At 64.3% G+C, this 24,521-nt stretch carries 27 protein-coding genes; 7 read left to right on the top strand and 20 right to left on the bottom strand.

Annotation, left to right across the window (positions count from 1 at the left end; all coding sequences use genetic code 11):
- Positions 1-12: 12 nt before the first annotated feature.
- Entirely contained in the window at positions 13-510 is a 498-nt protein-coding gene (locus tag M1D44_RS13275) for a MerR family transcriptional regulator (protein WP_024976836.1), read from the bottom strand.
- A gap of 185 nt (positions 511-695) precedes the next feature.
- On the opposite strand from M1D44_RS13275, the gene M1D44_RS13270 reads away from it, so the two are divergent.
- Together M1D44_RS13270 and M1D44_RS13265 are read left to right on the top strand one after the other, a co-directional pair.
- Positions 696-1,775 (top strand): MBL fold metallo-hydrolase, encoded by a 1,080-nt coding sequence (locus M1D44_RS13270; protein ID WP_024976835.1) that lies wholly within the window; start codon positions 696-698, stop codon positions 1,773-1,775.
- Positions 1,776-1,808: 33 nt separating this feature from the next.
- On the top strand, positions 1,809-2,195 hold the full coding sequence (locus tag M1D44_RS13265) for an antibiotic biosynthesis monooxygenase family protein (RefSeq protein WP_024976834.1): 387 nt from the start codon (positions 1,809-1,811) through the stop codon (positions 2,193-2,195).
- 72 nt (positions 2,196-2,267) lie between these two features.
- Here the strand turns inward: M1D44_RS13265 and M1D44_RS13260 are convergent, their stop codons facing one another.
- The 5 genes from M1D44_RS13260 to argS form a co-directional block, all read right to left on the bottom strand.
- A complete protein-coding gene (locus tag M1D44_RS13260) occupies positions 2,268-3,113 on the bottom strand; it encodes a helical backbone metal receptor (protein WP_024976833.1) in 846 nt (281 codons plus the stop codon).
- Positions 3,110-3,910, bottom strand: coding sequence for an SDR family oxidoreductase (locus tag M1D44_RS13255; protein WP_024976832.1), 801 nt, complete (start codon positions 3,908-3,910; stop codon positions 3,110-3,112). Before M1D44_RS13255 ends, M1D44_RS13260 begins: the two co-directional genes overlap by 4 nt.
- 119 nt (positions 3,911-4,029) lie before the next feature.
- On the bottom strand, positions 4,030-4,686 hold the full coding sequence (locus tag M1D44_RS13250; protein ID WP_004633713.1) for a thiol:disulfide interchange protein DsbA/DsbL: 657 nt from the start codon (positions 4,684-4,686) through the stop codon (positions 4,030-4,032).
- Positions 4,687-4,847: 161 nt separating this feature from the next.
- Positions 4,848-5,558, bottom strand: a complete 711-nt coding sequence (locus tag M1D44_RS13245; protein WP_024976831.1) for an SPOR domain-containing protein — start codon at positions 5,556-5,558, stop codon at positions 4,848-4,850.
- Positions 5,559-5,618: 60 nt separating this feature from the next.
- A complete protein-coding gene (gene argS / locus M1D44_RS13240) occupies positions 5,619-7,409 on the bottom strand; it encodes an arginine--tRNA ligase (protein ID WP_112186144.1) in 1,791 nt (596 codons plus the stop codon).
- A gap of 177 nt (positions 7,410-7,586) precedes the next feature.
- On the opposite strand from argS, the gene M1D44_RS13235 reads away from it, so the two are divergent.
- On the top strand, positions 7,587-7,910 hold the full coding sequence (locus tag M1D44_RS13235) for a DUF1840 domain-containing protein (RefSeq protein ID WP_024976829.1): 324 nt from the start codon (positions 7,587-7,589) through the stop codon (positions 7,908-7,910).
- Positions 7,911-8,036: 126 nt separating this feature from the next.
- Here the strand turns inward: M1D44_RS13235 and M1D44_RS13230 are convergent, their stop codons facing one another.
- The 3 genes from M1D44_RS13230 to M1D44_RS13220 all read right to left on the bottom strand — a co-directional run bounded on the left by M1D44_RS13230 (position 8,037) and on the right by M1D44_RS13220 (position 9,377).
- Positions 8,037-8,594 carry a ferritin-like domain-containing protein gene (locus tag M1D44_RS13230; RefSeq protein WP_024976828.1) on the bottom strand — a complete coding sequence of 186 codons (558 nt, stop codon included), beginning with the start codon at positions 8,592-8,594 and terminating at the stop codon, positions 8,037-8,039.
- Positions 8,595-8,629: 35 nt separating this feature from the next.
- Positions 8,630-9,061, bottom strand: coding sequence for an ElaB/YgaM/YqjD family protein (locus M1D44_RS13225; protein ID WP_112186141.1), 432 nt, complete (start codon positions 9,059-9,061; stop codon positions 8,630-8,632).
- Positions 9,062-9,203: 142 nt separating this feature from the next.
- Positions 9,204-9,377 carry a DUF1328 family protein gene (locus M1D44_RS13220; protein WP_004633727.1) on the bottom strand — a complete coding sequence of 58 codons (174 nt, stop codon included), beginning with the start codon at positions 9,375-9,377 and terminating at the stop codon, positions 9,204-9,206.
- 223 nt (positions 9,378-9,600) lie between these two features.
- Between M1D44_RS13220 and M1D44_RS13215 the strand changes: the two genes are divergently transcribed.
- On the top strand, positions 9,601-11,043 hold the full coding sequence (locus M1D44_RS13215) for a sensor histidine kinase (RefSeq protein ID WP_024976826.1): 1,443 nt from the start codon (positions 9,601-9,603) through the stop codon (positions 11,041-11,043).
- A gap of 84 nt (positions 11,044-11,127) precedes the next feature.
- Here M1D44_RS13215 and M1D44_RS13210 read toward each other — a convergent pair whose 3' ends face one another.
- From M1D44_RS13210 to M1D44_RS13185, 6 genes are all read right to left on the bottom strand, one after another.
- Entirely contained in the window at positions 11,128-11,268 is a 141-nt protein-coding gene (locus tag M1D44_RS13210) for an entericidin A/B family lipoprotein (RefSeq protein WP_024976825.1), read from the bottom strand.
- 73 nt (positions 11,269-11,341) lie between these two features.
- Entirely contained in the window at positions 11,342-11,782 is a 441-nt protein-coding gene (locus M1D44_RS13205; RefSeq protein ID WP_024976824.1) for a response regulator, read from the bottom strand.
- Between the two features lie 102 nt (positions 11,783-11,884).
- Positions 11,885-12,517, bottom strand: a complete 633-nt coding sequence (locus M1D44_RS13200) for a response regulator (protein ID WP_009277190.1) — start codon at positions 12,515-12,517, stop codon at positions 11,885-11,887.
- 310 nt (positions 12,518-12,827) lie between these two features.
- A complete protein-coding gene (locus M1D44_RS13195; protein ID WP_316683817.1) occupies positions 12,828-13,241 on the bottom strand; it encodes a hypothetical protein in 414 nt (137 codons plus the stop codon).
- A gap of 241 nt (positions 13,242-13,482) precedes the next feature.
- Positions 13,483-16,200: a methionine synthase gene (gene metH, locus M1D44_RS13190; protein WP_024976822.1), complete on the bottom strand. Its 2,718-nt coding sequence runs from the start codon at positions 16,198-16,200 to the stop codon at positions 13,483-13,485.
- 50 nt (positions 16,201-16,250) lie between these two features.
- Positions 16,251-17,291 carry a homocysteine S-methyltransferase family protein gene (locus M1D44_RS13185; protein ID WP_024976821.1) on the bottom strand — a complete coding sequence of 347 codons (1,041 nt, stop codon included), beginning with the start codon at positions 17,289-17,291 and terminating at the stop codon, positions 16,251-16,253.
- Between the two features lie 152 nt (positions 17,292-17,443).
- Here M1D44_RS13185 and M1D44_RS13180 point away from each other — a divergent pair, with 152 nt between their 5' ends.
- Positions 17,444-17,836, top strand: a complete 393-nt coding sequence (locus tag M1D44_RS13180; RefSeq protein WP_439004508.1) for a rhodanese-like domain-containing protein — start codon at positions 17,444-17,446, stop codon at positions 17,834-17,836.
- Positions 17,837-17,949: 113 nt separating this feature from the next.
- On the opposite strand, the gene M1D44_RS13175 is transcribed toward M1D44_RS13180, so the two are convergent.
- The 4 genes from M1D44_RS13175 to M1D44_RS13160 all read right to left on the bottom strand — a co-directional run bounded on the left by M1D44_RS13175 (position 17,950) and on the right by M1D44_RS13160 (position 21,342).
- Positions 17,950-18,207 (bottom strand): BTH_I0359 family protein, encoded by a 258-nt coding sequence (locus tag M1D44_RS13175; RefSeq protein ID WP_012760982.1) that lies wholly within the window; start codon positions 18,205-18,207, stop codon positions 17,950-17,952.
- 319 nt (positions 18,208-18,526) lie between these two features.
- Positions 18,527-19,366 carry a 3-oxoadipate enol-lactonase gene (gene pcaD, locus M1D44_RS13170; protein ID WP_316852804.1) on the bottom strand — a complete coding sequence of 280 codons (840 nt, stop codon included), beginning with the start codon at positions 19,364-19,366 and terminating at the stop codon, positions 18,527-18,529.
- A 1-nt stretch (position 19,367) separates the two neighbouring features.
- Complete coding sequence (locus M1D44_RS13165; protein WP_428984642.1) at positions 19,368-20,504, bottom strand: DUF3108 domain-containing protein; 1,137 nt, start codon at positions 20,502-20,504, stop codon at positions 19,368-19,370.
- Positions 20,470-21,342, bottom strand: coding sequence for an IclR family transcriptional regulator (locus tag M1D44_RS13160; RefSeq protein ID WP_024976817.1), 873 nt, complete (start codon positions 21,340-21,342; stop codon positions 20,470-20,472). The genes M1D44_RS13165 and M1D44_RS13160 overlap by 35 nt, the downstream gene beginning before the upstream one ends.
- Before the next feature lie 82 nt (positions 21,343-21,424).
- Here M1D44_RS13160 and M1D44_RS13155 point away from each other — a divergent pair, with 82 nt between their 5' ends.
- The gene (locus M1D44_RS13155; RefSeq protein WP_024976816.1) at positions 21,425-22,417 is read left to right on the top strand and encodes a fumarylacetoacetate hydrolase family protein; all 993 of its coding nucleotides are present in this window, start codon (positions 21,425-21,427) and stop codon (positions 22,415-22,417) included.
- A 3-nt stretch (positions 22,418-22,420) separates the two neighbouring features.
- Here M1D44_RS13155 and M1D44_RS13150 read toward each other — a convergent pair whose 3' ends face one another.
- A complete protein-coding gene (locus tag M1D44_RS13150; RefSeq protein ID WP_024976815.1) occupies positions 22,421-23,329 on the bottom strand; it encodes an IclR family transcriptional regulator in 909 nt (302 codons plus the stop codon).
- A 104-nt stretch (positions 23,330-23,433) separates the two neighbouring features.
- Between M1D44_RS13150 and M1D44_RS13145 the strand changes: the two genes are divergently transcribed.
- Entirely contained in the window at positions 23,434-24,438 is a 1,005-nt protein-coding gene (locus tag M1D44_RS13145; RefSeq protein ID WP_316852803.1) for an LLM class flavin-dependent oxidoreductase, read from the top strand.
- The last annotated feature ends 83 nt before the right edge of the window (positions 24,439-24,521 follow it).

The following is a 24,521-nucleotide window of genomic DNA, read 5'->3' as shown; positions in this document are numbered from 1 at the left end:
AGATTTGCGGAATCAGGCGGCCTTGCGTCGCTTGGGCGGCTTGCCCGTGCCGCCCTGCGCGTCTTCCAGCAATCGACGGCACTGGCGCTCATGCTGGTCGATCTCGGCCAGTTGAGCGTTCAGATCTTCCAGTTGCTGTGTAAGCACCGCGCGGTGTTGCGCCAGCGACGCCAGGAAGCGTTCCAGTTGCGGCACCGTATCGCGCGGCGACTCATACAGATCCAGGATCTCCTTGATCTCGCCCAGCGACAGGCCGAGCCGCTTGCCGCGCAGGGTCAGCTTCAGGCGCGTGCGCTCGCCGGCCGAATACACCCGGCGACGCCCGCCCGGGCCTTGGCGATCCGGCGCCAGCAGCCCCTGGTCTTCGTAGAAGCGGATGGCGCGCGGCGTGATGTCGAACTCGCGGGCAAGGTCGGTGATGGTGAAGCTAGCGTCGGCAAGCTCACCGGCATCGCCCGATTCAAGATCGGCGGCGAGCGCGGCGGCGGCAGACGGAGTAGAGGCAGACATGCGGCGAGGAACGGAGTAACGACAGAGGTGTGATTGCGCATGCACGCCGGGCAGCGACATTAAGTTTTCGCTTAAGATGGAAGACCGGCGGCAAATTGACGTTTACGTTAGCGTCAATGGCGCCAAACCGCAATCGCAAAGACCGCCCCGAAGCACCCAAAGGCGGCGACCGAGACCACATCCCCATGAACGCGCTCGAACACCAACTCGACTATCCCTTTGGCGACACGCTTCCCGAAGGCGGCACGCGGTTTGAAGTCGCCCCCGGCGTCTACTGGCTGCGCATGCCGCTGCCGTTTGCGCTCGATCACATCAACCTCTGGCTGCTGCGTGATCGGCAGGACGGGAAGGAGGGCTGGACGATCATCGATTGCGGCATCAATCACGAAGCAATTCGCGGGTACTGGGAAACAATCTTCGCGAACCACCTCGACGGCTTGCCGGTGCTGCGCGTGCTGGTCACGCACTGCCATCCGGACCACGTTGGCCTCTCGAACTGGCTGTGCGAAGGCGGCGACGAAAAGCGCTGGAACGTGCGCCTGTGGATGAGCCTGGGCGACTACGCCTTCGCGCGCATGCTGGTGGGCGGCACCGGCGCGTCGAATGCAGGCGGCGAATTTGCCGCGCGCCATTTCGAGCGCCACGGCTTGACGGACCCGACCTCCATCGAAGGCATCCGCAACCGCAAGGATTACTACAGCACGCTTGTGCCGGGCGTGCCGAGCCAGTACCGCCGCCTGATGGATGGCGATGTCGTCGCCATCGGCGAGCACAAATGGCGTGTCATCACCGGCTTCGGCCACGCGCCCGAGCACGTCGCGCTTTACAGTGAAGATGCCAACGTGCTGATTTCCGGCGACATGGTCCTGCCGCGCATCTCCACCAACGTGAGCGTGTTCGATCTGGAACCGGAAGCGGATTCGCTCACGCTGTATCTGGATTCGCTGGGTAAATACGAGCCGCTGCCTGCGGATGTGCTCATCCTGCCGTCGCACGGGCGGCCGTTCCGCGGGCTGCATACGCGCATCCAGCAACTGCGCGACCACCATGCGGACCGGCTGGCCGAAACGTTGGCTGCGTGCAAGGCCGCGCCGCAATCGGCACGCGACATCGTCAATGTCATCTTCAAGCGCCAGTTCGATGTGCACCAGATGACCTTCGCGATGGGCGAGGCGCTCGCCCACCTGCATGCGCTGTGGCATCGCGGCGAACTGGTGCGCGAAACCGGCGCGGACGGTATCGTTCGATTCCACGCAACTGCATAACCGCACAACCCGTGCTTTCCACCGGAGCCGACCATGGCTGACCAGCATGACGTTCTCGACGACAGCGCCGTCGTCCTGCCGTTTCCCGCGCAAACGCCCACTGCGCCCTATTACGCCGTGATCTTTGCCTCCACGCGCACCGACGGCGACAACGGCTACGGCGCCATGGCCGACCGCATGGTGGAGTTGGCGCGCAGCATGCCGGGGTTCCTCGGCATCGAGTCCGTACGCGATGAACTGGCCGGCGATCAGGGGCGGCCGGGCATCACGGTGTCGTATTGGTCGTCGCTGGAGGCCATTCGCGAGTGGAAGAACCAAGGCGACCACCTTGCCGCGCAGAAGCTGGGGCGCGAACAGTGGTACGCGTCGTACCACCTGCGCATTGCAAAGGTGGAGTACGACTATGGGTTCGAGCGATAACGCATCGCTGCGGCCAACGGAAAACCCGCCAACCGGCGGGTTCTTTTTTGGCTGCGGCCTGATGATTTCACTTTAACGCAGCGTCTTCGCAAACTGCCCCAGATACCGCACGCCATCGATCGCGCGGCTGCCGTACCACGACACCATTTCGCCATCGACGAGATAGACCGGTTTGCCGATCTGCTTTTCCAGCGCGTCGACATGCTCTTCGGTAAAGCTGTAAGGCTCGGTGGAGAGCAGCACGCAGTCGATGTTGCGCACCACCTCATCGCTCCAGCGGAACGTCGGGTAGCGCGTGTCCGGCCGGTTGGGGCGGGCGCAATCGCCGCTCTTATCAGTGCCGCATTGCACAGGCGCCGGATCGTCCGGCCACGTATGGCAGTTCACGAGCTTGAGCATGCGCGAGATGTACGTATCGCGCGACACCGTCATCCACGGGTCTTGCCAGATGGCGTACAGCACGCGGTGCGGCAGGAAGTGGCGGGCGCGCAGCGCTTCCAGCTCCTGCGTGAGCGCGTCGGATAGCTTCTGCGCCTGCGCCTCGCGGCGGAAGATGCCGCCCAGCAGCTGGTATAGCGCGAGGTTGTCTTCCGGCGAGCAAGGATGCGTGACGATGATGTGCGGGATGAATTCGCGCAGCTTGTCGACGGTCGGGCGCGTGTTCTCGTCAATGTTGACGATGACGTGCGTGGGCGCCAGTTCGCGCAACTTGTCGAGTTTGACGGTCTTGGTGCCGCCGACCTTCGGTACGTTGCGCACCGCTTCGCGCGGGTGGATGCAGAAGCCGGTGCGGGCGACGAGTTGATCGCCCAGGTCAAGCGAGAACAGCAAGTCGGTAATCGAAGGGACCAGGCTGGCGATGCGCGGTGTGGTGTCGACAGGGGCGTGCGCGAGGCCAGCCGCATCGGTGTAAGTCATGACGAAATCTCGGGGTTGCGGGGTTTGCGCCCGGCGCGCGCAAATGCAAAGTCATAGAGCCCGCGCGGCAGCACGTGCAGCAGCTTGGCGACGACGCCCATCTGCCATGGCAGCACCGTGAAGCGCACGCCGCGATGGATCGCATTCACGGCTTTCTGCGCGAAGCGGTCCACCGGCATCAGGAAGGGCATCGGATACGGATTGTGTTCGGTCATCGGCGTCTGGATGTAGCCGGGGGCGATCGTCACCACGCGCAGGCCAAGCGGGCTGAACTCCACGCGCAGGCTCTCCATCAGCTTGATCACCGCCGATTTGGAGGCGCTGTACGCCGCCGCGCCCGGCAGCCCGCGCACGCCGGCCACGCTGGCAATGCCGACCAGCGTGCCGCCGGGCTGCCCAGGTTTGGCGCGTGCCAGCATCGGCCCGACGAACGGCTGGAACGTGTTGAGCACACCCATCCAGTTGGTGTCCATCACGATGGCAAAGGCTTTCAGGTCACCGGATTCGCGCAAGTCCGTGCCGACCGAGATGCCGGCGTTGGCGATCACCACATCGGGCAGTCCAACTGCGGCGATAAAGACATTTGCCGCATCGCGCATGGAATCGGCGCTGCGCACGTCGGCAGCGTAGCAATGGCAGCGGCTCCGGATACCGGCAGGCAGCGTCTGCACAAACTCATGGAGCGCGTCGACACGTCGTGCGACCAGCCCGATCGTGGCGCCCTGCGCTGCGTACTGACGTGCCAGTGCCTGCCCGATCCCGCTGGAAGCGCCCGTGATGAAGACGATCTCGCTCATGTCGATGTCCTGTTGGTGTGAAGATGTGAAGAAGGCCGACGCACAAAAAACGCCCGCACAGGGGCGGGCGTCGATGGCGGTGTCACGCCCGGGCAGAGGCCCGGAAACGCGGCAACCCGTCACATCTTGCGGTTGCGCACCTGGTCGACGAGGTAGTCGAGCGTTTGGGCGGCGCCCACGTTGCTGCCTGCATCTGCCGGCGAGGTGGTGTACTTGCCCTGCACGACCACGGTCGGCACGCCTTCGATCTTGTACTGATCGGCCAGTTGCGCGGCGCGTTTGGTATTGGCGTTCACACTGAACGAGTTGTAGGTGTCGCGGAACTGCTTTTCATCGACGCCGTTGGCGGCCATGAACTTGGCGATGTCATCCAGTTCGGACATCGAGCGGTAGTTCTTGTGCAGCTGGTCGAACACGCGGTCATGCAGCGTCTTGCCGCTGGCGTCCTTGGCGTCGAGCTTGCCCAGCGCTTCCAGCGTGTAATAGATGCGGGTATGCGGCTCCAGCTTGGCATTGAAAGCCACCGGCACGCGCTTGATCACCACGTCCTTGCCTTGCTTGGCGACCCACGCCGTCCAGGTGTTTTCAAAGTCGTAGCAGTGCGGGCAGCCGTACCAGAAGAACTCCGTCACTTCGATCTTGCCTGCGGGCACGGGCTGCGGCGTTTGCAGCACTTTGTATTCCTTGCCGGCGGTGGGTGCGGCATTGGCCGGCGCGGTCATCAGGAAGCCGGCGCCGGTGGCGAGAGCGATCAGGAAAGCAGCGAGTTTTTTCATGGTGAATGGACGACGGATTAGACGACGAACTGGACGAAGCAACGGAAAAACCAGCGAAATCGAGTGCCGAGCCGCTCGACGCGGGTGTCAGCGTAACTGAATCTCAGGTTTCTGACCGATCACAGCCCGCCGGGTTCACAGCGGGCTGCTCGGACTTCACGTTACTGGCGGGCGAAGCGGATGACCGATGATTCCACGCCCGTCGACTGCAGGCGGCTGCGCACGGCGGTCATCTCGTCGAGCGAGTTGAACGGCCCCAGGCGCACGCGATACATGGTGGCGCCGTTCACCTCGCGCTGCGTCACCTTGGCTTCAAAGCCTTGCATGGCCAGGTTGCCCTTCTGGCGCTCGGCGTCTTCGGAGGATTTGTAAGCGCCAACTTGCAGGAAATAGCCCGTCTTGGCGGCATCCTGGCGGGCGATCTCGGCAATCGGGTCCGTCACCGGCTTCTCGTTGGAGGCAGTGACCGGCGGCTTGGGCGGCTTGGCGCCCGGTGCGCTTGCCACCTGCGGGGTCGAGCCCGGCTGGGCCGGGTGGATGGTGATGCCCGGCGGCGGATTGTTCTGCTCGGCGGCCTGATCGACCGGCTTGGCCGGCACGCGGCTCCACAGCGGCGCGTTCGGGTCCGCCGCCTGCGGAGCGCTCGCCTGCGGCGCAGGTTGCACCGGCACCGGAAGCGTGTTGACCACGTTGCCCGCTTCGCTCGGCTTGGGTTGCGCGCCGCCACGCGAAACGAAGGGCACCGGGGCCTTGGTGATGTACACCGCCACCACCACGGCGATCGCCAAACCGACGATCAAGCCGAGCACCAGACCCAGAAACGTGCCGCCCCGTTGCGAGCGGGCACGGGAAGATTGCGTATTGCGTGCCATGTCGATCCTTCTAGAAGCGCCCGATTATAAGAGCGCCGTGTGATGCCAAATCGTGCGCATTTACATCTTTTGCGGCGCGGACACGCCAATCACCGCCAACCCGTTGCGTAGCACCTGTCGCGTGGCAGCTAGGAGCGCCAGACGGGCACGCTTGACGGCCTCGTCATCGACCAGCACGCGATCGGCGTTGTAGAACGCGTGGAAATCGCCCGCGAGGTCGCGCAGGTAGAAGGCCACGGCGTGCGGGGCCAGTTCGCGTGCGGCGTCGGCCAGCATGTCGGGGAATGCGGCCAGGCGTTGCACCAGGGCCGTCGCCTGCGGGCTGACGTCGGGGCCCGTCACCGCGGCCAGATCTGCGCTGGTGAGCGAGGCGGCGTCAACGCCTGCGCGTTCGAACACCGAGCAGATGCGGGCGTGAGCGTACTGCACGTAGTACACCGGGTTCTCGTCGCTTTGCTTGAGCGCCAGATCGACGTCGAAGACAAATTCGGTATCGGCCTTGCGGGACAGCAGGAAGAAGCGCACGGCGTCGCGGCCGCGCGTGAAGCGTGCGGGCCAGTTCGGCTCGCCGGCGTCCACGCAGGCGCGGATGGTGTCGACGCCGGCTTCGCTCTCGGCGTCACCGTTGGACCATTCGATCAGGTCGCGCACGGTTACGTACGAGCCGGCGCGCTTGGAAATCTTGACCTCGGCGCCGTCCTTCATCACCGTGACCATCTTGTGCAGGACGTAATCCGGATAGCCTTTCGGGATGCCGATGTTCAGGCCCTGCAGGCCGGCGCGCACGCGGGCGATGGTGCCGTGGTGGTCGCTGCCCTGCACGTTGATGACCTGTGTGAAGCCGCGGCCCCACTTGGTCGTGTGGTACGCAACGTCGGGCACGAAGTAGGTGTAGGCGCCGTCGGACTTGCGCATGACGCGGTCCTTGTCGTCGCCGTCGTCGGTGGTGCGCAGCCACAGCGCGCCTTCCTGCTCGTATGTCTTGCCGGCGGCAACGAGCGTATCCACCGTCTGCTGCACCTTGCCTTCGGTGTAGAGCGACGATTCCAGGTAGTAGCGGTCGAACTTCACGCCGAAGGCTTGCAGGTCGATGTCCTGTTCGTTGCGCAGATACGTCACGGCAAAGCGGCGGATGGCTTCGATGTTTTCAACGTCGCGCTCACCCGTCACTGGCTCGCCATCGGAGGCACGTACGGTCTTGCCGGCGAGGTAATCGGCGGCGATGTCGGCAATGTAGTCGCCGTTGTAGGCGGCTTCGGGCCAGTTGGCATCACCGGGTTTGAAGCCGCGCGCGCGGGCCTGCACCGAGACGGCCAGGTTGTGGATCTGCACGCCAGCGTCGTTGTAATAGAACTCGCGGTGGACCTTGTGGCCTTGCCAGTCGAGCAGGCTCGCCAGCGCATCGCCCAGCGCGGCCTGGCGGCCGTGGCCGACGTGCAGCGGACCGGTCGGGTTGGCCGAGACGAATTCCACCAGCACGGGCGCGCCGTCATGTGTATTGGCGGCGCCGTAGCGGTCGCCTTCCGCAAACACGGCGGCAATCACGTCGGCGCGCGCGGCGGCCGACAGGCGCAGGTTGATGAAGCCGGGGCCGGCGATCTCAACGGCGGACACCAGGCGCTGGCCGCGGGCATCGGCGCGGATGGCATCGGCGATCTTGCCGGCCAGCTCGCGCGGATTGGTGCCCAGCGGCTTGGCGAGCTGCAGCGCGACGTTGCATGCGATGTCGCCGTGCGCGGCCTGCTTGGGGCGCTCCAGGACGATCTCCGGTCGGGCTTGGCCCTCGGGCAGCAGGGAGCCGACGGCGTCGGACAACAATTGGGCGATCGTCTGTTTGTGGGAGGGCAGCATAAAGAAACCATGACGCCGACAGTGCTGAAATGGATTGAAATCCAGTTCTGGCGCCGCCAGTTGCGTTGTTCGGGGAAAAGTACGAAATTTTATCAGGTGAGCCGTGGTCTCAGAGGTATCCGCCCCCAGTCATGGCAATCTGCGGCTCCCCCACCCAACCAAGGGAAACAAGAAATCATGATCACCTTTACTTCGCACGCTTCGCAAAAATTCTCGATGCAGAAGGATCTCGCCATGGTGTTGCTGGGCGTGATCGGCAAGACGCTGGGCGAGCGCGGTGTCATTACGCCCGAAGAAATGCCCCACGCCATCGATCGCCTCAAGCGCGCCATCAAGGATGACACGCACCAGGCACATATCAAGGTGGCCGAACTTTCGGCGCCCGAGCTGGACGAAGACGGCGAAGAAGAGCCGCCACATCTCGGCCAGCGCGCCTATCCGCTGCTGCACATGCTGGAAGAATCGCTGGTCGAAAAATCCAGCGTGCTCTGGGGCGTCTGAGCTTCGGGCGCAGGCCCAAAAAAATGCCCGGCCGCCAAACGGGGCGGTCCGGGCATCCGGCCACACGGGCCGGGAGCGGGGGAGGGGCTGGCGCGTTGGCCGGTGTCTCGTCCTGCTGCGGTTGCGTTATTGGTCGTGGAGCATGTCGGACAGTTCGTCCGCGTGTTCTTCCTCAACGGCCAGAATCTGCTCCAGCACGCGCCGCGTGGTGGGGTCTCGGTCCCCGATGTAACGGATCATCTCCAGGTAGCTGTCGATCGCGATCCGCTCGGCCACCAAGTTCTCCTTGATCATGTCGACCAGGCCGTCGGCTTCCACGTATTCAGAATGGCTGCGCGTGGATAGGCCTTCCGGGTTGAAGTTGGGCTCGCCGCCCAGTTGCACGATGCGCGTGGCGATGCTGTCGGCGTGCGCCTGCTCCTCGTTGGCGTGCACAAGGAATTCTGCGGCGATCGGTTCTGCATTGATGCCCTTGGCCATGAAGTGGTGACGTCGGTAGCGCAGCACGCAGATCAGTTCCGTGGCCAGCGCCTCGTTCAGCAGCCGCAGCACGGTTTCCCGATCGGCTTTGTAGTCTCCGGTCACCGCGCCTTCCTCGATGTGCTTGCGGGCACGTTCGCGCAAGGTTTTGATGTCGGTGAGGAAGCCGCTTTCCGAGGGGGCGGCGACGTTGGTCCGGCTCATGTGGTTGCTCCTGCGAGGTGATTGGCGGGGGTGGTCTATTCGCTGCTGGCGTCGCGTCGGCTGCTGCCGCCGGCCAGCGCGACGACCAACCCGATCGCTGCGCCAATCGCCACGGCTACACCAACCGACTTGAATGGCGCCGCGGTAATGGTTTCTTCGGTGCGATCGAGCGCCCAGTCCATGCGTTCGCGGGCTTGCTGCGCGCGGTCGTTGGCGGCTTGGCGCAGTTGGTCGGCACGCGCATGCAGCGTGCGGCTGGCGCGCCGGGCTTCGGTGCTGCCTTCGTCGGTCAGTGTATGGATGGCGTTTTCGAGCGATCGCAGCAGGCTCTGCACGTCTTCCACGGCGGGGCGAGCAGCGTAGCGGGCGTGGTCGACGGCGTCGCTGGCACTGTTCATGGCGCGGTGCGCGCGATCATTGACGTCATCAATTCGGCTTCGGACGCGTTGGCTGGCAAAGAGTGACATGGTGAAGCTCCTCATCGTGGCGCCGCGGGAGACACACACCGGGCGCGGTTGGTTCGGGTGCGATTTCGGCTTTTGCGAAAGCGGGCCGTATGCCAAAGGGTCTAGCAAGACACGGGCCGCGCTACCGCCTGGGTGGTCCGCGCTAATCGACGGCCTTGAAGACGGTGACGCCCAGCACCAGAAACAGCACGAACAGCACCACGAAGATGAAGAACAGGACCTTGGCGATACTCGCCGCGCCTGCGGCAATGCCGGTAAAGCCCAGCACGCCGGCCACCAGGGAAATGATGGCGAAGATGAGTGCCCATTTCAGCATGTTGTCGTCTCCGGTTCGGATGGATGGAATGCAGGGCAGCCGCGTATTGGGTGAGAGGCCGGCGCCCTGTCGCGTACTCCCACGCACATCGCGTGCCTGACCGGGGTGCGCCCCAAGTGTCGCGCGGCGCGCCCACGCGGTATCATCCGAATTGCCAAAAAAACACAAACGCAACGCGCGCCGCGTCGGGCGGTTTGACGCGTTTCCTATGGGTCTGCATGCCATGCGGTCATCCTTGCGCTCCACTCTGCTGCTCGCCGGCGGCATTCTGCTGACGCTCGGGGTGCTGATTGCCTCGGAGACGGGCAACATCCGCCTGAGCCAGGGCTATCGGCAGGTGATTCAGTCGCAGCAGGCTGAAACCGCCATCAACGAACTGCTTGCCGAGCTGGTGAACGCCGAGGCCGGGCAGCGTGGTTTCCTGCTCACGGGCAAGGACGAATACCTCGATCCGTACAACAAGGCCATCCCGCATATCCACGCGTTGATGGCAGAAATTCGCGATCACTACGCCAACGATCCGGACGCGCTGAAGCTGTTCTCTGAGACGGCGCTCCAGGTGAGCCGCAAGCTCACCGAGATGGAACTCACACTGATCTACGGCAAGCGTGACCTGGAAGTTGCGCTCGATCTGGTGCGCACCGATTTCGGCAAGGCGTCGATGGAAGCGGTGCGCCAGGGTCTGGATCGGCTGCGTCAGCGCGAGATTGCCACGGTGGCCCGCAGCCTTGAACACGCCGAGCGCGATCTGGCGCTGTCGCGCTACGGCATTGCGCTCATCACGGCGGTCAACATCATCCTGTTGGTGGTGCTGGGCATGCAGCACGCCAAGCGTCTTGCCGTGACGGAGCGCGAGCGCGACATGGCGGAGGAGGAAAGCCAGAAACTCGACCGCATGGTGCGTGAGCGCACGCGGCAGTTGTCCGACTTGGCCGCCCACTTGCAGCGCGTGACCGAGGACGAGAAGACGCGCCTCGCGCGCGAGCTGCACGACGAGCTGGGCGCTATCCTCACCGCCACCAAGATGGACCTGCACTGGCTGCGTTCACGCATTCACGCCAACGAGCCGGCCGTGAGCGAAAAGATCACGCGCGTGATGGCCCACGTGGATCAGGGCATCCAGATCAAGCGCCGCCTGATCGAAGACCTGCGCCCGACGATCCTGCTCAACCTGGGTTTGGTGGAGGCGCTCTCGCAGTTGACGGAGGACGTCGGCACGCGCAACGGCTGGCACACGGAAGTGAGCCTGCCAGACGACATGCCCAAGCTGACCGACGATGCGGCCATCGCGCTGTATCGCATCGTGCAGGAATCGCTGACCAACGCATCGAAATACGCGCATGCGACCACGGTGTCGGTGGCGCTCGATGTGGATGACCAGGGCGTGCGTTTGCGCGTGCGGGACAACGGCCGTGGCTTCCCGGCCGACATCGAGCGGCGCCGCATGGTCGGCCATCACGGACTGCTGGGGATGGAGCAGCGCGCCATTGCGCTGGGCGGCACGCTCGTCATCGATTCGATGCCCGGTGGCGGCGTGACGATCATCGTCGAGCTGCCTCCCAGCGATGCGGTATTCGATCGAGGTGCGGCCAACGAACCATCGGGCATGCAGGCGCTGACTGGCGGTATTGCGCCCGCGCCGGGCCACGGCGGCGCGACGGTGTGAGTCGCCCAGCGTGATGTCAACGCCCAAACAAAAAAGCCCCATCGCGGGGCTTTTTTGTTTTTGATGCCGGTGTAGCTGACGGCGTTACATCTTCTGCTTGGCGTTGTCGGCCGAGTTCTCCAGCTTCTGGCCACCGGTCTGGAGGTCCTTGCCGGCACCGGCCATGGTGTTGCAGCCGGCCAGGAATACACACGTCAGTGCAAGTGCGGCACACAAGGTCTTCATCGAACGCTCCTTGGGGGTGAGAAATGGCGTTGGGCGCGCGCCACGACAGCAGACGCGGCGGGCGCGAAGAATCTCAGGGGTGGAAATGCTGCGCGGGCTGCTGGCGGGGGCGGCCGACGCCGGCGCGCTCTTCGATCACTTCGAACACCTTGTCGAGTTCGAGCGATTTGTCGAAGAAATAGTTGGCGCCTGCCTCAAAGCAGCGTTGCCGGTAGGTCGGCACTTGCGCGTGGTTGGTGTAGACGATGCGCACGCTGGGCGACGCTTGATCGCGCAACGTTTGGAGGACCTTGAAGCCATTGCCCTGCCGCAATTGCAGATCGACGATCACGACGTCATAGGGGCCCTGTCCGAGAAGGCCCAGCGCCAAGTCTTCGGTGTCTGCCCATTCGACCGTCGCCACGAAGGCGGAAGCCTTGAGGTATTCCAGCACCATGCCGCGAAGCACGGGGGAGTCCTCGATCAGGAGGACGCGCAGGCCACGGGTGGAGAGGGTGACGGCTTGATCCAGCATGGGTTGATGTTAGCCAGCGGGTTGCCGAGGTGGTATCAGGCGTTGTCCTACATGCCAGTTGGGTTTGCGGCGCGCCGAGGGAATTTGGCGCCCTACCTGATGCTACTCAACCAAGCCGTTCTTGATGGCGTAATACGTCAGATCGGCATTGGATTTCATGCCCATCTTTTCCAGAATCCGCGTGCGGTACGTGCTCACCGTCTTGACGCTCAGGAACAGCTCTTCCGCGATGATCGACACCGATTGCCCGCGTGCAAGCTTGCAGAAGATCTGGAATTCGCGTTTGGACAGCGTCTGGTGCAGGGGTTGGTCGGTCGGCTTTTCCAGGCCGCCAATCAGCAGCTCGGCCACCGTCGGGCTCACATAGCGACGGCCTTGCGACACGGTGCGAATGGCTTTCACCAGCTCATCCGGCGCGCTTTCCTTGGTCAGATAGCCCGATGCGCCCGCGCGAATCAGGTTGATGGCGTACTGGTCTTCCGGGAAGGTCGACAGGATCAGCACCGGCAGATCGGGATGGCGCTGGCGGGCGAGCTTGAGGGTGTCGATGCCGTTGCGATCGGGCATGGAAATGTCGAGCACCACGACGTCAAAGGCGCCGGTGCGGAGTTGCTCCATCACCTCTTCCCCGCTGGCCGCTTCCCCCGCGACTTCGATGTCCCGCTCTTCGGACAGGAACTGTCGAAGGCCGGCACGGACGATCTCGTGGTCGTCCGCAATCAGGACGCGAATCATGCTGCTCCTTATGAGCGCGCTGGGCGGGCTGCCCGGCTCCGCGCGCTGCGCTTGTTGGTTCGATACGACAGCAATTGTATCGGACTGTTGCGCCAAAACGGGGCTCCTCTTGCTGGCGCGGTCAGGGGGAGTTGTCAGCGTTTCCATAAAATACCTCGGGAATGTGCATGAATCGCAACATGTCGATGCCTGCCACTGAGCAATCCATGTGCCTGAGCGCGTGCGCCCAAAGAAAACGGGGCGGAAGAGTTCCGCCCCGGGGTCGCTAAGATGCGCCGGGCCGTGCCCGGCTATCCCACGTAGTGACGTGTTACTTGGTCTGGGTAGTGGCCGTGGCGTTTGCGCCGGCGTCGGCGCTCAGGCCAGGAGCGGTCTCAGCCTTGGCGGCCTTGCCCGACTTCTCTGCCGATTTTTCCGTCTTGCTGACCGACTTGCCGACCTTATCGGCGGTCTTGTCGATGCCGGCTTCCGCCTTGGCCTTGTGCTCGTGCGCGGCCTTGGCGCCGTGCTCAGCCTTGGTGTTCAGTTGGCTCTTCGTGGACTCGGTGTCCAGCTTGGTGCCGGCATCGGCCTTCAGGCCTGCGCCGGTATTGCCTTGTGCCGGAGCCACGGCAGCCGTGCCATTGGTTTGCAGCGATGCGCCGGCCGACGGGGTTTGCGCGTTGGCGTAAGCCGAAGCAGCAGCGATGGCGATGGCGGACAGGGAGATCAGCAGCTTGTTCATGGAAGAGACTCCTTTCGTTCTGAACGGCCACGCGAAGGATTCGTCGCGGCATCACTCTGTGTGTGTTGAGTGAATGGGTTCAGTCTATGGAGCTCTTCCGGTTACGACTGTTAGGGGGTGTAAGCCTTTGTAATGTAAGGATCGCCCCTCTTGAAACCCCGGCGAAACCAATGCCGGCAAGGGTTTGCGGACGTAAGACACAGTGTGGGTCACACCATGTCTTAAACGTCTTGTCACAGAATCAGAGATTCGGCGCGAGGGCGCGCTCCACAAACGCGCGGTCTTCACCGCTGCGGGCGATCATGTCGTCCACTTGATCCTGTCCGATCTTGCCCAGCGTGAAGTACGTGCTGTCCGGGTGCGACAGGTAGAAGCCCGATACCGATGCAGCGGGGGTCATCGCCAGCGCCTCGGTCAGGTTCATGCCGATCTCCTGCGCGTCCAGCACGCGGAACATGTCGCGCTTGACGGTGTGTTCCGGGCAGGCCGGGTAGCCGGGCGCGGGGCGGATGCCCTTGTACTCCTCGCGGATGAGCGCGTCGTTGTCGAGCGTTTCATCCGCCGCATAACCCCACAGGTCGCGACGCACGCGGGCGTGCAGGCATTCGGCAAAGGCTTCGGCAAAGCGATCGGCCAGGCCCTTGAGCATGATCGCGCTGTAGTCGTCGTTGTCGGCTTCGAACTGCTTCTCGCGCTTTTCCACCCCAATGCCGCCCGTCACGGCGAACAAGCCGATGTAATCGGCAATGCCGGTGCTCTTGGGTGCGATGAAATCCGCCAGGCAGCGGTTCGGGCGCATCACGCCGTCGATGATCGGGCGCTCGCTTTGCTGGCGGATGTTGCGCCAGGTGAGCGCGACTTCCGAGCGCGATTCGTCGGTGTAGATCTCGATGTCGTCATCGTTGACGGTGTTGGCGGGCAGCAGCGCGATCACGCCGTTGGCCGTGAGCCAGCGGCCGGCGATCAGCCGCGCGAGCATGCTCTTGCCATCGGAGAACACGCGACGGGCCGACTCGCCCACGATCTCGTCGTTGAGGATGTCGGGGAATTTGCCGGCCAAGTCCCACGTCTGGAAGAACGGGCCCCAGTCGATGTACTGCGCGAGTTCGTTCAGGTCGTAGTTGCGGAACACGCGGCGGCCGATGAACTTGGGCTTGGGCGGCGTGTAGTTCGACCAGTCGATCTTCGTCTTGTTGGCGCGCGCGGCAGCCAGCGACACCATCGGCTGGGCCTTCTTGTTGGCGTGCTGGGTGCGGATGCGGTCGTAATCCGCATGCAGCTCTTCGACGTAGCGCGCGGCGCCTTCGTCCGACAGCAGGCTCGACGCCACGCTCACCGAGCGCGAGGCGTCCGGCACGTAGACCACTGGGCCTTCGTAATTTGGGGCGATCTTCACGGCGGTGTGCACGCGGCTCGTCGTCGCGCCGCCGATCAGCAGCGGGATCTTCTTCACGCGGAAGTATTCGTCGCGCTGCATTTCCGATGCCACGTAGGCCATCTCTTCGAGCGACGGCGTAATCAGGCCCGACAGCCCGATGATGTCCGCGCCTTCCACTTTCGCCTTTGCCAGGATGTCGTTGCACGGGACCATCACGCCCATGTTCACGACTTCGAAGTTGTTGCACTGGAGCACGACGGTGACGATGTTCTTGCCGATGTCGTGCACATCGCCCTTGACCGTGGCGATGACGATCTTGCCCCGCGAGCGCACGTCGCCGCCGGCTGCTGCAATCTGGCGCTTCTCTTCTTCGATGAACGGAATCAGGTGGGCCACCGCCTGCTTCATCACGCGGGCGGATTTCACCACCTGCGGCAGGAACATCTTCCCGGCGCCGAACAGGTCGCCGACGATGTTCATGCCGTCCATCAGCGGGCCTTCGATTACCTGGATCGGGCGGCCGCCCGCGGCAAAGATTTTCGCGCGGACTTCTTCGGTGTCTTCGACCACGTAATCGTTGATGCCATGCACGAGCGCGTGGGCCAGGCGCTTTTCCACCGGCTCCTGCCGCCAGGCGAGGTTTTCTTCGCGCTTGGTTCCGCCTCCCTTGTAGCGGTCGGCGATTTCCAGCAGGCGATCGGTCGCATCCGGGCGGCGGTTGAGCACCACGTCTTCCACGCGGTCGCGCAGTTCGGGGTCTAGGTTCTCGTATACACCCAACTGGCCGGCGTTGACGATGCCCATGTCCATGCCCGCCTGAATCGCGTAGTACAGGAACACGGTGTGGATCGCCTCGCGCACCACGTCGTTGCCGCGGAACGAGAACGACACGTTCGACACGCCGCCGCTCACCTTCGCGTACGGCAGGTTCTGCTTGATCCAGCGCGTCGCTTCGATGAAGTCGACCGCGTAGTTGTTGTGCTCTTCGATGCCGGTGGCCACCGCGAAGATGTTCGGATCGAAGATGATGTCTTCCGGAGCAAAGCCGACCTTGTTGACCAGGAAGTCGTAGCTGCGCTTGCAGATCTGGGTCTTGCGCTCGAACGTGTCAGCCTGGCCCTGTTCGTCGAAAGCCATGACCACGGCCGCCGCGCCGTAGCGCCTGATCAGCTTGGCGTGGTGCGCGAACTGTTCTTCGCCTTCCTTGAGCGAGATCGAGTTGACGATCGCCTTGCCCTGCACGCACTTCAGACCGGCCTCGATCACTTCCCACTTGGACGAGTCGATCATGATCGGCACGCGCGCGATGTCCGGCTCGGAGGCGATCAGATTCAGGAAGCGAACCATCGCCGCCTTGGAGTCGAGCATCGCCTCGTCCATGTTGATGTCGATGACCTGCGCGCCGTTTTCGACCTGCTGGCGCGCCACGGCCAGCGCCTCGTCGAACTGGCTGTTCAGGATCATGCGCGCGAACGCCTTGGACCCGGTGACGTTGGTGCGCTCGCCGACGTTGACGAACAGGGTGCTCTCGCCGATGTTGAACGGTTCGAGGCCGGAGAGGCGCATGGGGTGGTCGGTCATGATCGTTTGATGCGAATGGGGACGGCGGTGTACGGGCGTGGGGCCTGTGCTCAGGCGGCTTCTTTGTATTGGCCGGGCCAAGCGCGCGGTTTGCGATTCGCCACGCGCTCGGCAATCGCCTTGATGTGCTCAGGCGTCGTGCCGCAGCAGCCGCCCACCAGGTTCACCAAGCCGGCCGACGCAAACTCGTCGACCAGGCTGGAGGTGACCTCTGGCGTTTCATCAAAGCCCGTGTCGCTCATCGGGTTGGGCAGGCCGGCATTCGGGTAGCACGAGACGGCCGTGTCACAGATCTTCGCCAGCTCGGCAATGTACGGACGCATCAGCGCGGCACCCAGCGCGCAGTTCAGGCCGAAGGTGATCGGCTTGGCGTGGCGCAGGCTGTTCCAGAATGCCTCGACGGTTTGGCCCGAGAGGATGCGGCCCGAGGCGTCGGTCACCGTGCCGGAGATCATCACGGGCACGCACTCGCCGGTATCTTCGAAAAGCTGATCGATGGCGAACAGCGCCGCCTTGGCGTTGAGCGTGTCGAAAATCGTCTCGACGAGGAATACGTCCGCGCCGCCTTCGAGCAGCGCTTTGCCCTGTTCGTAGTACGCATCGCGCAGCAGGTCGAAGCTGACATTGCGTGCGCCCGGGTCGTTCACGTCGGGCGAAATGCTGGCGGTCTTGGGCGTCGGCCCAAAGGCGCCGGCCACGAAGCGGGGCTTGTCCGGCGTGCTGTATTTGTCGCAGGCCTCGCGCGCCAAGCGGGCGGCCACGACGTTCATCTCGTAAGCCAGCTCCGCCATCTTGTAGTCTTCTTGCGCGATAGTCGTCGCACCGAAGGTGTTGGTTTCGATCAGGTCCGCGCCGGCCGCCAGGTACTGCTCATGGATTTCACGGATGACGTCGGGGCGCGTGAGCAGCAGCAGCTCGTTGTTGCCCTTCACGTCGATCGGGTGGTTGGCAAAGCGCTCGCCGCGGTATTGCGCCTCGGTCAGCTTGTAGCGCTGGATCATGGTGCCCATCGCGCCGTCCAGGATCAGGATGCGCTCGCGCAGCAGCGCGGGCAGGTTGGCGGCACGGGTGTAGGGCAGGGGCGCGGTCATGGGGAGGGACTCCGAGGTGCTGCGGCCGGTCAAATATTCCGGATTTGCGGCCAAAGGTGAATTTTACCAGTCGCATCAATGACTTGCCGCCGTTGTGGGCAATCGCGCTCCTATAATCCACATCACGCCATTTGCCCGCCCTGACGCTCGCCATGCAATTGCTCGATCCCACAGACGCCCACGCTTTCCTGGAGCGTACGCCCGCCGCGCTTTTTGTCGACTGCCGCAGCGAAATGGAACACCTGTTCGTCGGCCATCCGGCCGGCGCCCATCACGTCTCGTGGAACGATGGCCCGCATTGGGAGGTGAACCCCGAGTTCGTGCCGACCGTGCGCAAACTGACCGGCCATGGCGTCGAGCGTCCCATTGTGCTGATCTGCCGGAGCGGCAATCGCTCAGCCGCTGCGGCGCACGCACTGGAAGAGGCGGGTTTCCGTGATGTTTATGTCGTGTGCCACGGCTTCGAGGGAGACCTGGACAGCACGCGCCATCGCAACACGCTGAATGGCTGGCGTCATGCCGGCCTGCCGTGGGAGCAATGCTAGAAGGGCGCTATCGACCCGATAGTCGATCGACACATGAAAAAACGCCCGGCAGCGCCATGCTCCGGGCGTTTTTTGTTGATCCGTCTGGCGGGCGATCTTGCCCGCGCTGTAGGTCAGTGCATCGTCACCGGCTGCGTCATCACCGTGTCGAATTTGCCGAGAAAGTCGTCGACTTCTTCAACGGTGGGCTCGCTGGCGATGAGCTTTTTCACGTCCTCACGGAAATGCTCGGCTAACTCGCCGCCGAGGAAGATTTCACGTTTGAGGTTCTTGTCCACGATCTCGTAGCCACCCGCTGCCAGCATGGCGTGTTGGCCGTCTACACCGAACTCAACAACACAGTAGTTGTCGCTGTTGTAGATCATCTGCATGGTGCACCTCCGAGGCGTCAATCGTCTTGCTGTTGTGGGGACTGCTCTACTGCTGCACCGGGTAGATGGGGCCCACGACCATGACTTCAAGGGCCGATCAACTCCCGCCTCCTGACCGTTCTGCTCCATCTGCTCCTTGGGCTTTATGATCGGTCACAAAGTTCGCGAACGCGAGGCGAAATGTGTGACGTGCGTTGTGATCGCGTAACAAGACCTTTCCGCTCCTGCATCGAAAGAAGCAAGCGGCCTTCCGCCATTCGGCGGGTAGACGACGGGCCGTGTGCGGGGCGCCTGCAACTATCGGCAAGGCAAGCAGGCCTTATGGCGTGTCACATTGGCTCCCGCATCCTGCGTGCCCGAGGAATTCATCCAGATCGGTGAGGAAGGCCTCCTCCTGTTCGATAGGCGCCAGGTGCGCTGCGTGCGAAATCACTTTCAAACGGGCGTCGGGAATGAGCGAGGCGATCTCGCGCGCTACTTCCACTGGCGCGCCGGTGTCTTGTTCGCCGGTCATGACGAGCGTTGGGCAAGCGATGCGTGCAAGCGAGCTGCGTGTGTCGAGCGCCTTGATGGCCAGGCATGCACCGACATAGCCGTGCGGAGGCGTGGCGCGCAGCAAGCCGCGGATGTGTTCAACAACGTCGGGATGGGCTTCACGAAACGGCGTGGTCAGCCAGCGCTGCATCGTGGGTTCGACAATGCCGCTCATGCCGTGCGCTTCGACTTGGCCGATGCGTTCGTCCCACATGGCATGCGCTGACACCGGCGTGTAGCACACGGTGTCGCACAGCGTGAGCGAGAGCAGCCGCTGCGGGTATCGTACGCCCAAAACCTGCCCGACCATGCCGCCCATCGACAGGCCAACGAAATGCACCTGTTCAATCGACAGGGCATCAAGCAAGCCGGCCACATCATCCGCCAATTGGAACAGCGTGTAGGCGCCGTGCGGCGCGCTGGTCTTGCCGTGGCCGCGCGCGTCGTAGCGCAGCACGCGGTGGCGGCTCGCCAGGCGTTGGGCGATGCTGTCCCACAACCGGTGGTCCACGCCCAACGCGTGCGCAAGCACGACCCATGACCCATCTGTGCCGTCGGTACGGTAGTGGATATCGATGCCGTTGGCGCGCACCGTGCCGGAGTTGGAGAGGGCGTTGGCGTCCATGTCAGCCTCCTTCTTGGGACTGGTAGACCAGATCGAATTGCATGCCGTTGGGCTCGGTCTGGCGCAGGCGTACTGGGAGCCAACCGTGATCGGCAGACAGCCAGATCTCTACACGCCGTTTGTCGTCTGCACGGCGCGGCAGGCGTATGAAGTGTTGCGCACGAATCGTGCCGTTCGGGGTGTCGATGGTTTCCTCGCCAACGTGCTGGACGCGGGCCACTTCCACGCTGTCGGTATCGGCGATCGGGAATTCCAGCGTGAGGCCGGGGCTGGCGATCCGCTCGGGGCCGCCACGGGCCAATCCGGTCAATTGTAGGAAGACGCTGAAGCGGTCTTGCGTGCCCTCGGGCAACGGAAGCACGGCCGGCGAGCGGGTGAAAGTGACCGTGGGTGCGCTCTGTGCGCCGGATGCCGGTATGGGATCGGTCGCGTAATGGAACGTCGTCACGTCGGGTTGTCGGCGCCCGCGCACTTCTTCGTAGCGCGTGGGGGTGAGGCCATACGGGCCGACCACACCCGCGCTGCGAAACGCGAGTTTGCCGAAGAAGAGCGGCAACGGAATTTCCACGGCAAGCGTGTAAGTTTTGCCATCGGTGGCCCAGCGGATCACGCCATCTTCGTTGCGCACGCCGTTGACGTAAGTGGCGTACCGCAGCGTGGCTGAGGGCGGCAGCAAGAACGCGTCGCCCGGCGGTGCAGGCGGCCCGCTCGGGCCTTCGCCGCTCAGATCCTTGACCACGCCCGTATCGCCCGAGGCTTGAGCGCCAGCGCTGGTGAATTCGGACGGGTCCATGCTTGCCAGATCGGGCGCGGGCGGCGTGGGTGTCGGCGCCGGAGCGGGTGGGGTCTGAGAACGCGGACGGGGCGAAGCCGGGCGGGCCTTGGGCGCAGCCGGGGGCGTTGGCGGCTGCACGGGCTCGGGATGCAGCAACAGCGTGGGGATGATCTGCTCGGGCGCCGGCGGCCACGTCACCTGACGGCTGCGCGCGATCCACACGACGGCAATGATGTGCAGCACGAGCACGGCCAGCAGCACGAGCCCGAACCGGCCAAGCCGATAGAAGCGACGCCTGCGGGGTTGCACGCGGTCGGTATTCAGTTCGTCAGGATTGCGGGGCGTGGGGTGCAACGTATCCAAGATCGGCGGAAAGCTGTTGTGCGGCCAGCCGCAAGCGCCGCTCCAGCGGGCTGCTCCAAGTGGTGTCGAAGGTGCTTTGTGCGCCCAACGCGATCAGCACGAGACACAATTGGCCGTTGGCGTCGAACACAGGCAGCGACATCGCGTTGATGCCCGGCAATACGCCGCCGTGGATGCGCGAAGCGCCGTGCTTGCGCACGTCTGCGCAGATGGCGTCGTAGGCTTCGAGCGTTTGCGGCAGCTCGGGGTTCTCGGCGCTCGGGGTATTCCCTGCTGCCGTAATGCGGTCGAGTTCGCGCTGGATGAACGCACGCGTTTGCGCACGCGGCAAGTAAGCGCCGAACACGCGACCGGTGGCCGAGTTCAGCATCGGCATCACGTCGCCCAGGCGCAGGCTGACCGTTACGGGATGGCTGGCTTCTTCCCAGTGGACGATGGCTGGGCCCTGGTTGCCCCACACGGCCAGGCCGATGGTGTGATCGATCTCGTCGCGCAATGCGGCGGCTGCGGGCCGGGCGCGGCGCATCGGGTCTTGCCGGTTCAGGCTTACCAACCCCATTTCCAGCGCGAACGGCCCCAGGTCGTAGCGGCCTTCGGGCGTTTGCGTGACGAGCCCCAGACGCGCAAAGCTCACCAGATAGCGGTGCGCCTTGGCGGGGTTCATGGGCGCCGCACGCGCCAGGTCGCGCAGCATCATCGGGCCATCGGTGTGCGTGAGCACTTCCAGCAGCCGGAAGCCGACTTCGATGGACTGGATGCCCGAGCGCGCGGGCGCATCCAGTTCGCCATCGGCATCGGACTCCAGGTCGAGATCGGTGTCGGCGGGCAGCGGTGACATGGTGAGGGGTGAGGGATCAGTTCGGGCCAGTTTAGCCGATGCTAGGTGTACCATCCGCGCAGCCTTTTTCCATACAACGCACATGAAACTCGCCACCCTCAAGGATGGCTCGCGCGACGGCCAGCTGGCCGTGGTTTCGCGGGACCTGAAGACCGCTCACTTCGCCACGCACATCGCCGGCACACTGCAGCGCGCGCTGGACGACTGGGCCTTCCATGCACCGCAGTTGCAGGATCTGTACGACCAGCTCAACGCGGGCCGTGCGCGCCACCCGTTTGCGTTTGACGCCGGCAACTGCATGGCGCCGCTGCCGCGCGCGTACCAATGGGCCGATGGCTCGGCCTATGTGAACCACGTTGAACTGGTGCGCAAGGCACGCGGCGCCGAGATGCCCGCCGAGTTCTGGACCGACCCGCTGATGTACCAGGGTGGTTCGGATGACCTTGCCGGCGCGCATGACCCCATCATCTGCCGCAGCGAAGCGTTCGGCATCGATTTCGAGGCGGAGGTGGCTGTCATTACCGGCGACGTGCCGATGGGCACCGAGCCGGCCGCCGCTGCCGAGGGCATCCGCCTGATCGTGCTGGCCAACGATGTGTCGCTGCGCAACCTGATCCCGGCGGAGCTGGGCAAGGGTTTCGGCTTCTTCCAGAGCAAGCCGGCCACGTCGTTCTCCCCTGTGGCCGTCACGCCCGATGAATTGGGCGGCGCCTGGCGCGAACGCAAGGTGCATCTGCCGATGACGGTGCGCTGGAACAACAAGAAGGTTGGTCAGCCGGAGTGCGGTACCGACATGGTGTTCGACTTCGGCCAGCTGATCGCGCACATCTGCAAGACACGCAACGTGCGTGCGGGCAGCATCGTCGGCTCGGGCACGATTTCCAACGTGGACCGCAGCAAGGGGTACGCGTGCATCGCCGAGAAACGCATGCTGGAAACCCTCGAATCCGGCGCACCCGTCACCGAATACATGCGCTACGGCGACACCGTGAAGATCGAGATGTTCGACGCCAATGGCGTGTCGATTTTCGGGGCGATCGACCAGGAAGTCGTTGCCCCGGGCACGCAGGCGTAAGGCTTAAGCGGATTCGGGTGCCGTTTTCGGACGGCGCCCCCGCTTTGGCGCCGCGGCACCCGCTGTCAGCGCCTGCCCGTGATACCCCAGGCGCAGCGACAGCGTCCGCCCGGCTTCGCGCAGCAGCCGCGAGGCGGGACCTTCCAGGCTGGAATCGAACACGCTGGACAAGCCCAGGGCCGTGATCGCGCCCGCCAGCTTGCCTTGTGAATCGAGCACCGGCACGGCCACCGAATCGATGCCGTGCACCAACGTCCCGCCGATGCGGGCCACGCCTTCCTGCCGCACCGCCTGCCAGCGAGCGCGGCAGTTCAGCCAGTCGGTCAGGCCGGCCTTGCCGGCGCCGGGGCCGCGCAGTTCGCGGTCGATGAGCGAGACGATCTGGATTTCCGGCATCCACGCGGCGCACGCCTGGCCCGTGGCCGAGTTCAGCAGCGGCATGACCGAGCCGACCCGCACATTGACCGCCACCGGGCGGCCGCTGTCTTCCCAGCGCACGATGACGGGGCCGCGCGAGGTCCAGATCGACAGAAACACGCTTTCGTTCAGCCGTTCGGCCAGCTTGGGCAGCAGGTTGCTGCCTTCACGCACGAAATCCACGTCGGACAGCGCCGACAGCCCCACCTGCAATGCCTGTGCGCCCAACCGGTAGCGGGCGGAGGCGGGGTCCTGCTCCACAAAACCCATGCGCTCCAGCGACACCAGGTAGCGGTGAACCTTTGCGCGCGGCATGCCGAGCTGGCGGCCCAGTTCGGAGACGGCGTGTGCGCCACCGGCATGCGCCATCGCTGAAAGCACGCTCAGCGCGATCTCGGCGGACTGGATGCCGGCGCTGGTGCGTTCAGGCGCGGCGTCTTCTGCGGGCAAATCGTCGGGCGATGTATCCGGCGGCAGGGGAGCGTCGATGGGCATCTTGAAGTCTCGGGCGTCGCTTTATAAGATACGCGTTACGTTAAAAGATACAACCGGCGCGGCGGCCCGCGCGCTGGAAAAGACCTCGAAACCCGGGAGACGCCATGAAGCTGTCGATCTTTTCCGTGCAGGACCACTACCCCGACCGGCCCCGCAGTCTGCCGCAACTCTACGCAGACGTCATCGCCCAGGCGCGTCATGCCGAGGCGCTCGGCTACGACACCTTCTGGGTGGCCGAGCATCACTTTCACGAGTACGGCGCCGTTCCCAACCCTGCGGTCTTTCTCTCGCATCTGGCCGCGCAGACGCAACGCCTGCGGCTGGGCACGGCCATCTCCATCCTCACCTTCCACCATCCGGCCACCGTGGCGGAGAACTACGCGATGGTCGATGCGCTTTCGGGCGGACGGCTGTCGCTGGGCGTGGGCTCTGGCTATCTCAAGCACGAGTTCGAAGGCTACGACGTCGACCCCGCCATCAAGCGCGAGCGCTTTGACGAAGCATTGATGCTCGTCGAGCGCTTGCTCGCTGGCGAGCGCGTGCACCACGCGGGCCAGTTCCACACGCTGCGCGACGTGCGCCTCAACGTTCTGCCGGTGCAGGCCCGCGTGCCGATCCACGTGGCGATCCTGCGGCGCGAGGCGGCGTATCACATTGGCCGGCAGCGGCGGCGCATGCTCTTCGTGCCGTATGCCTCGGTCGACAGCTTCGACGACATCCGCACGTTGATGGACGATTACCGGCGCGGCCTGGCCGAAGCGGGCATTGCCGACACGCGCGGCATGGCGGCCGTCGCGCTGCACACGCACGTAGGCCCCACCGAAGCCGCCGTGCGTGCGACGGCCGCCGACGCGTTCGATCTGTACGTCGCCACGCGCCTCTACGCGCGCCGCCAAACCTACGACGATGTGCTGGCCAGCGGCCTGTCGTTGTTCGGCACGCCTGACGCGGTGGCCGAGAAGCTCGCGCGGCTGTCCGACATGGGCGTCGATCACGTGATGGCGCTGCATAACTTCGGCCTGATGCCGCAATCGGCCGTGCTCGAATCGATGCGCGCGTTGGTGGAGGATGCGTTGCCGCGTGCCGGCATCACTGCGCTCGCTGCCTGAACCTGTCTAGCCTGGGCGACTCCGCATCGCCAAACCGCCGCAAAACCGCTACGCTTTTTGCCAAACCACGGGAGGAGACCCCC

The organism is Ralstonia sp. SA306 (assembly GCF_054792405.1).
Note: the sequence above shows the minus strand (reverse complement) of the source record. Positions and strands in the feature narration are given on the sequence as shown.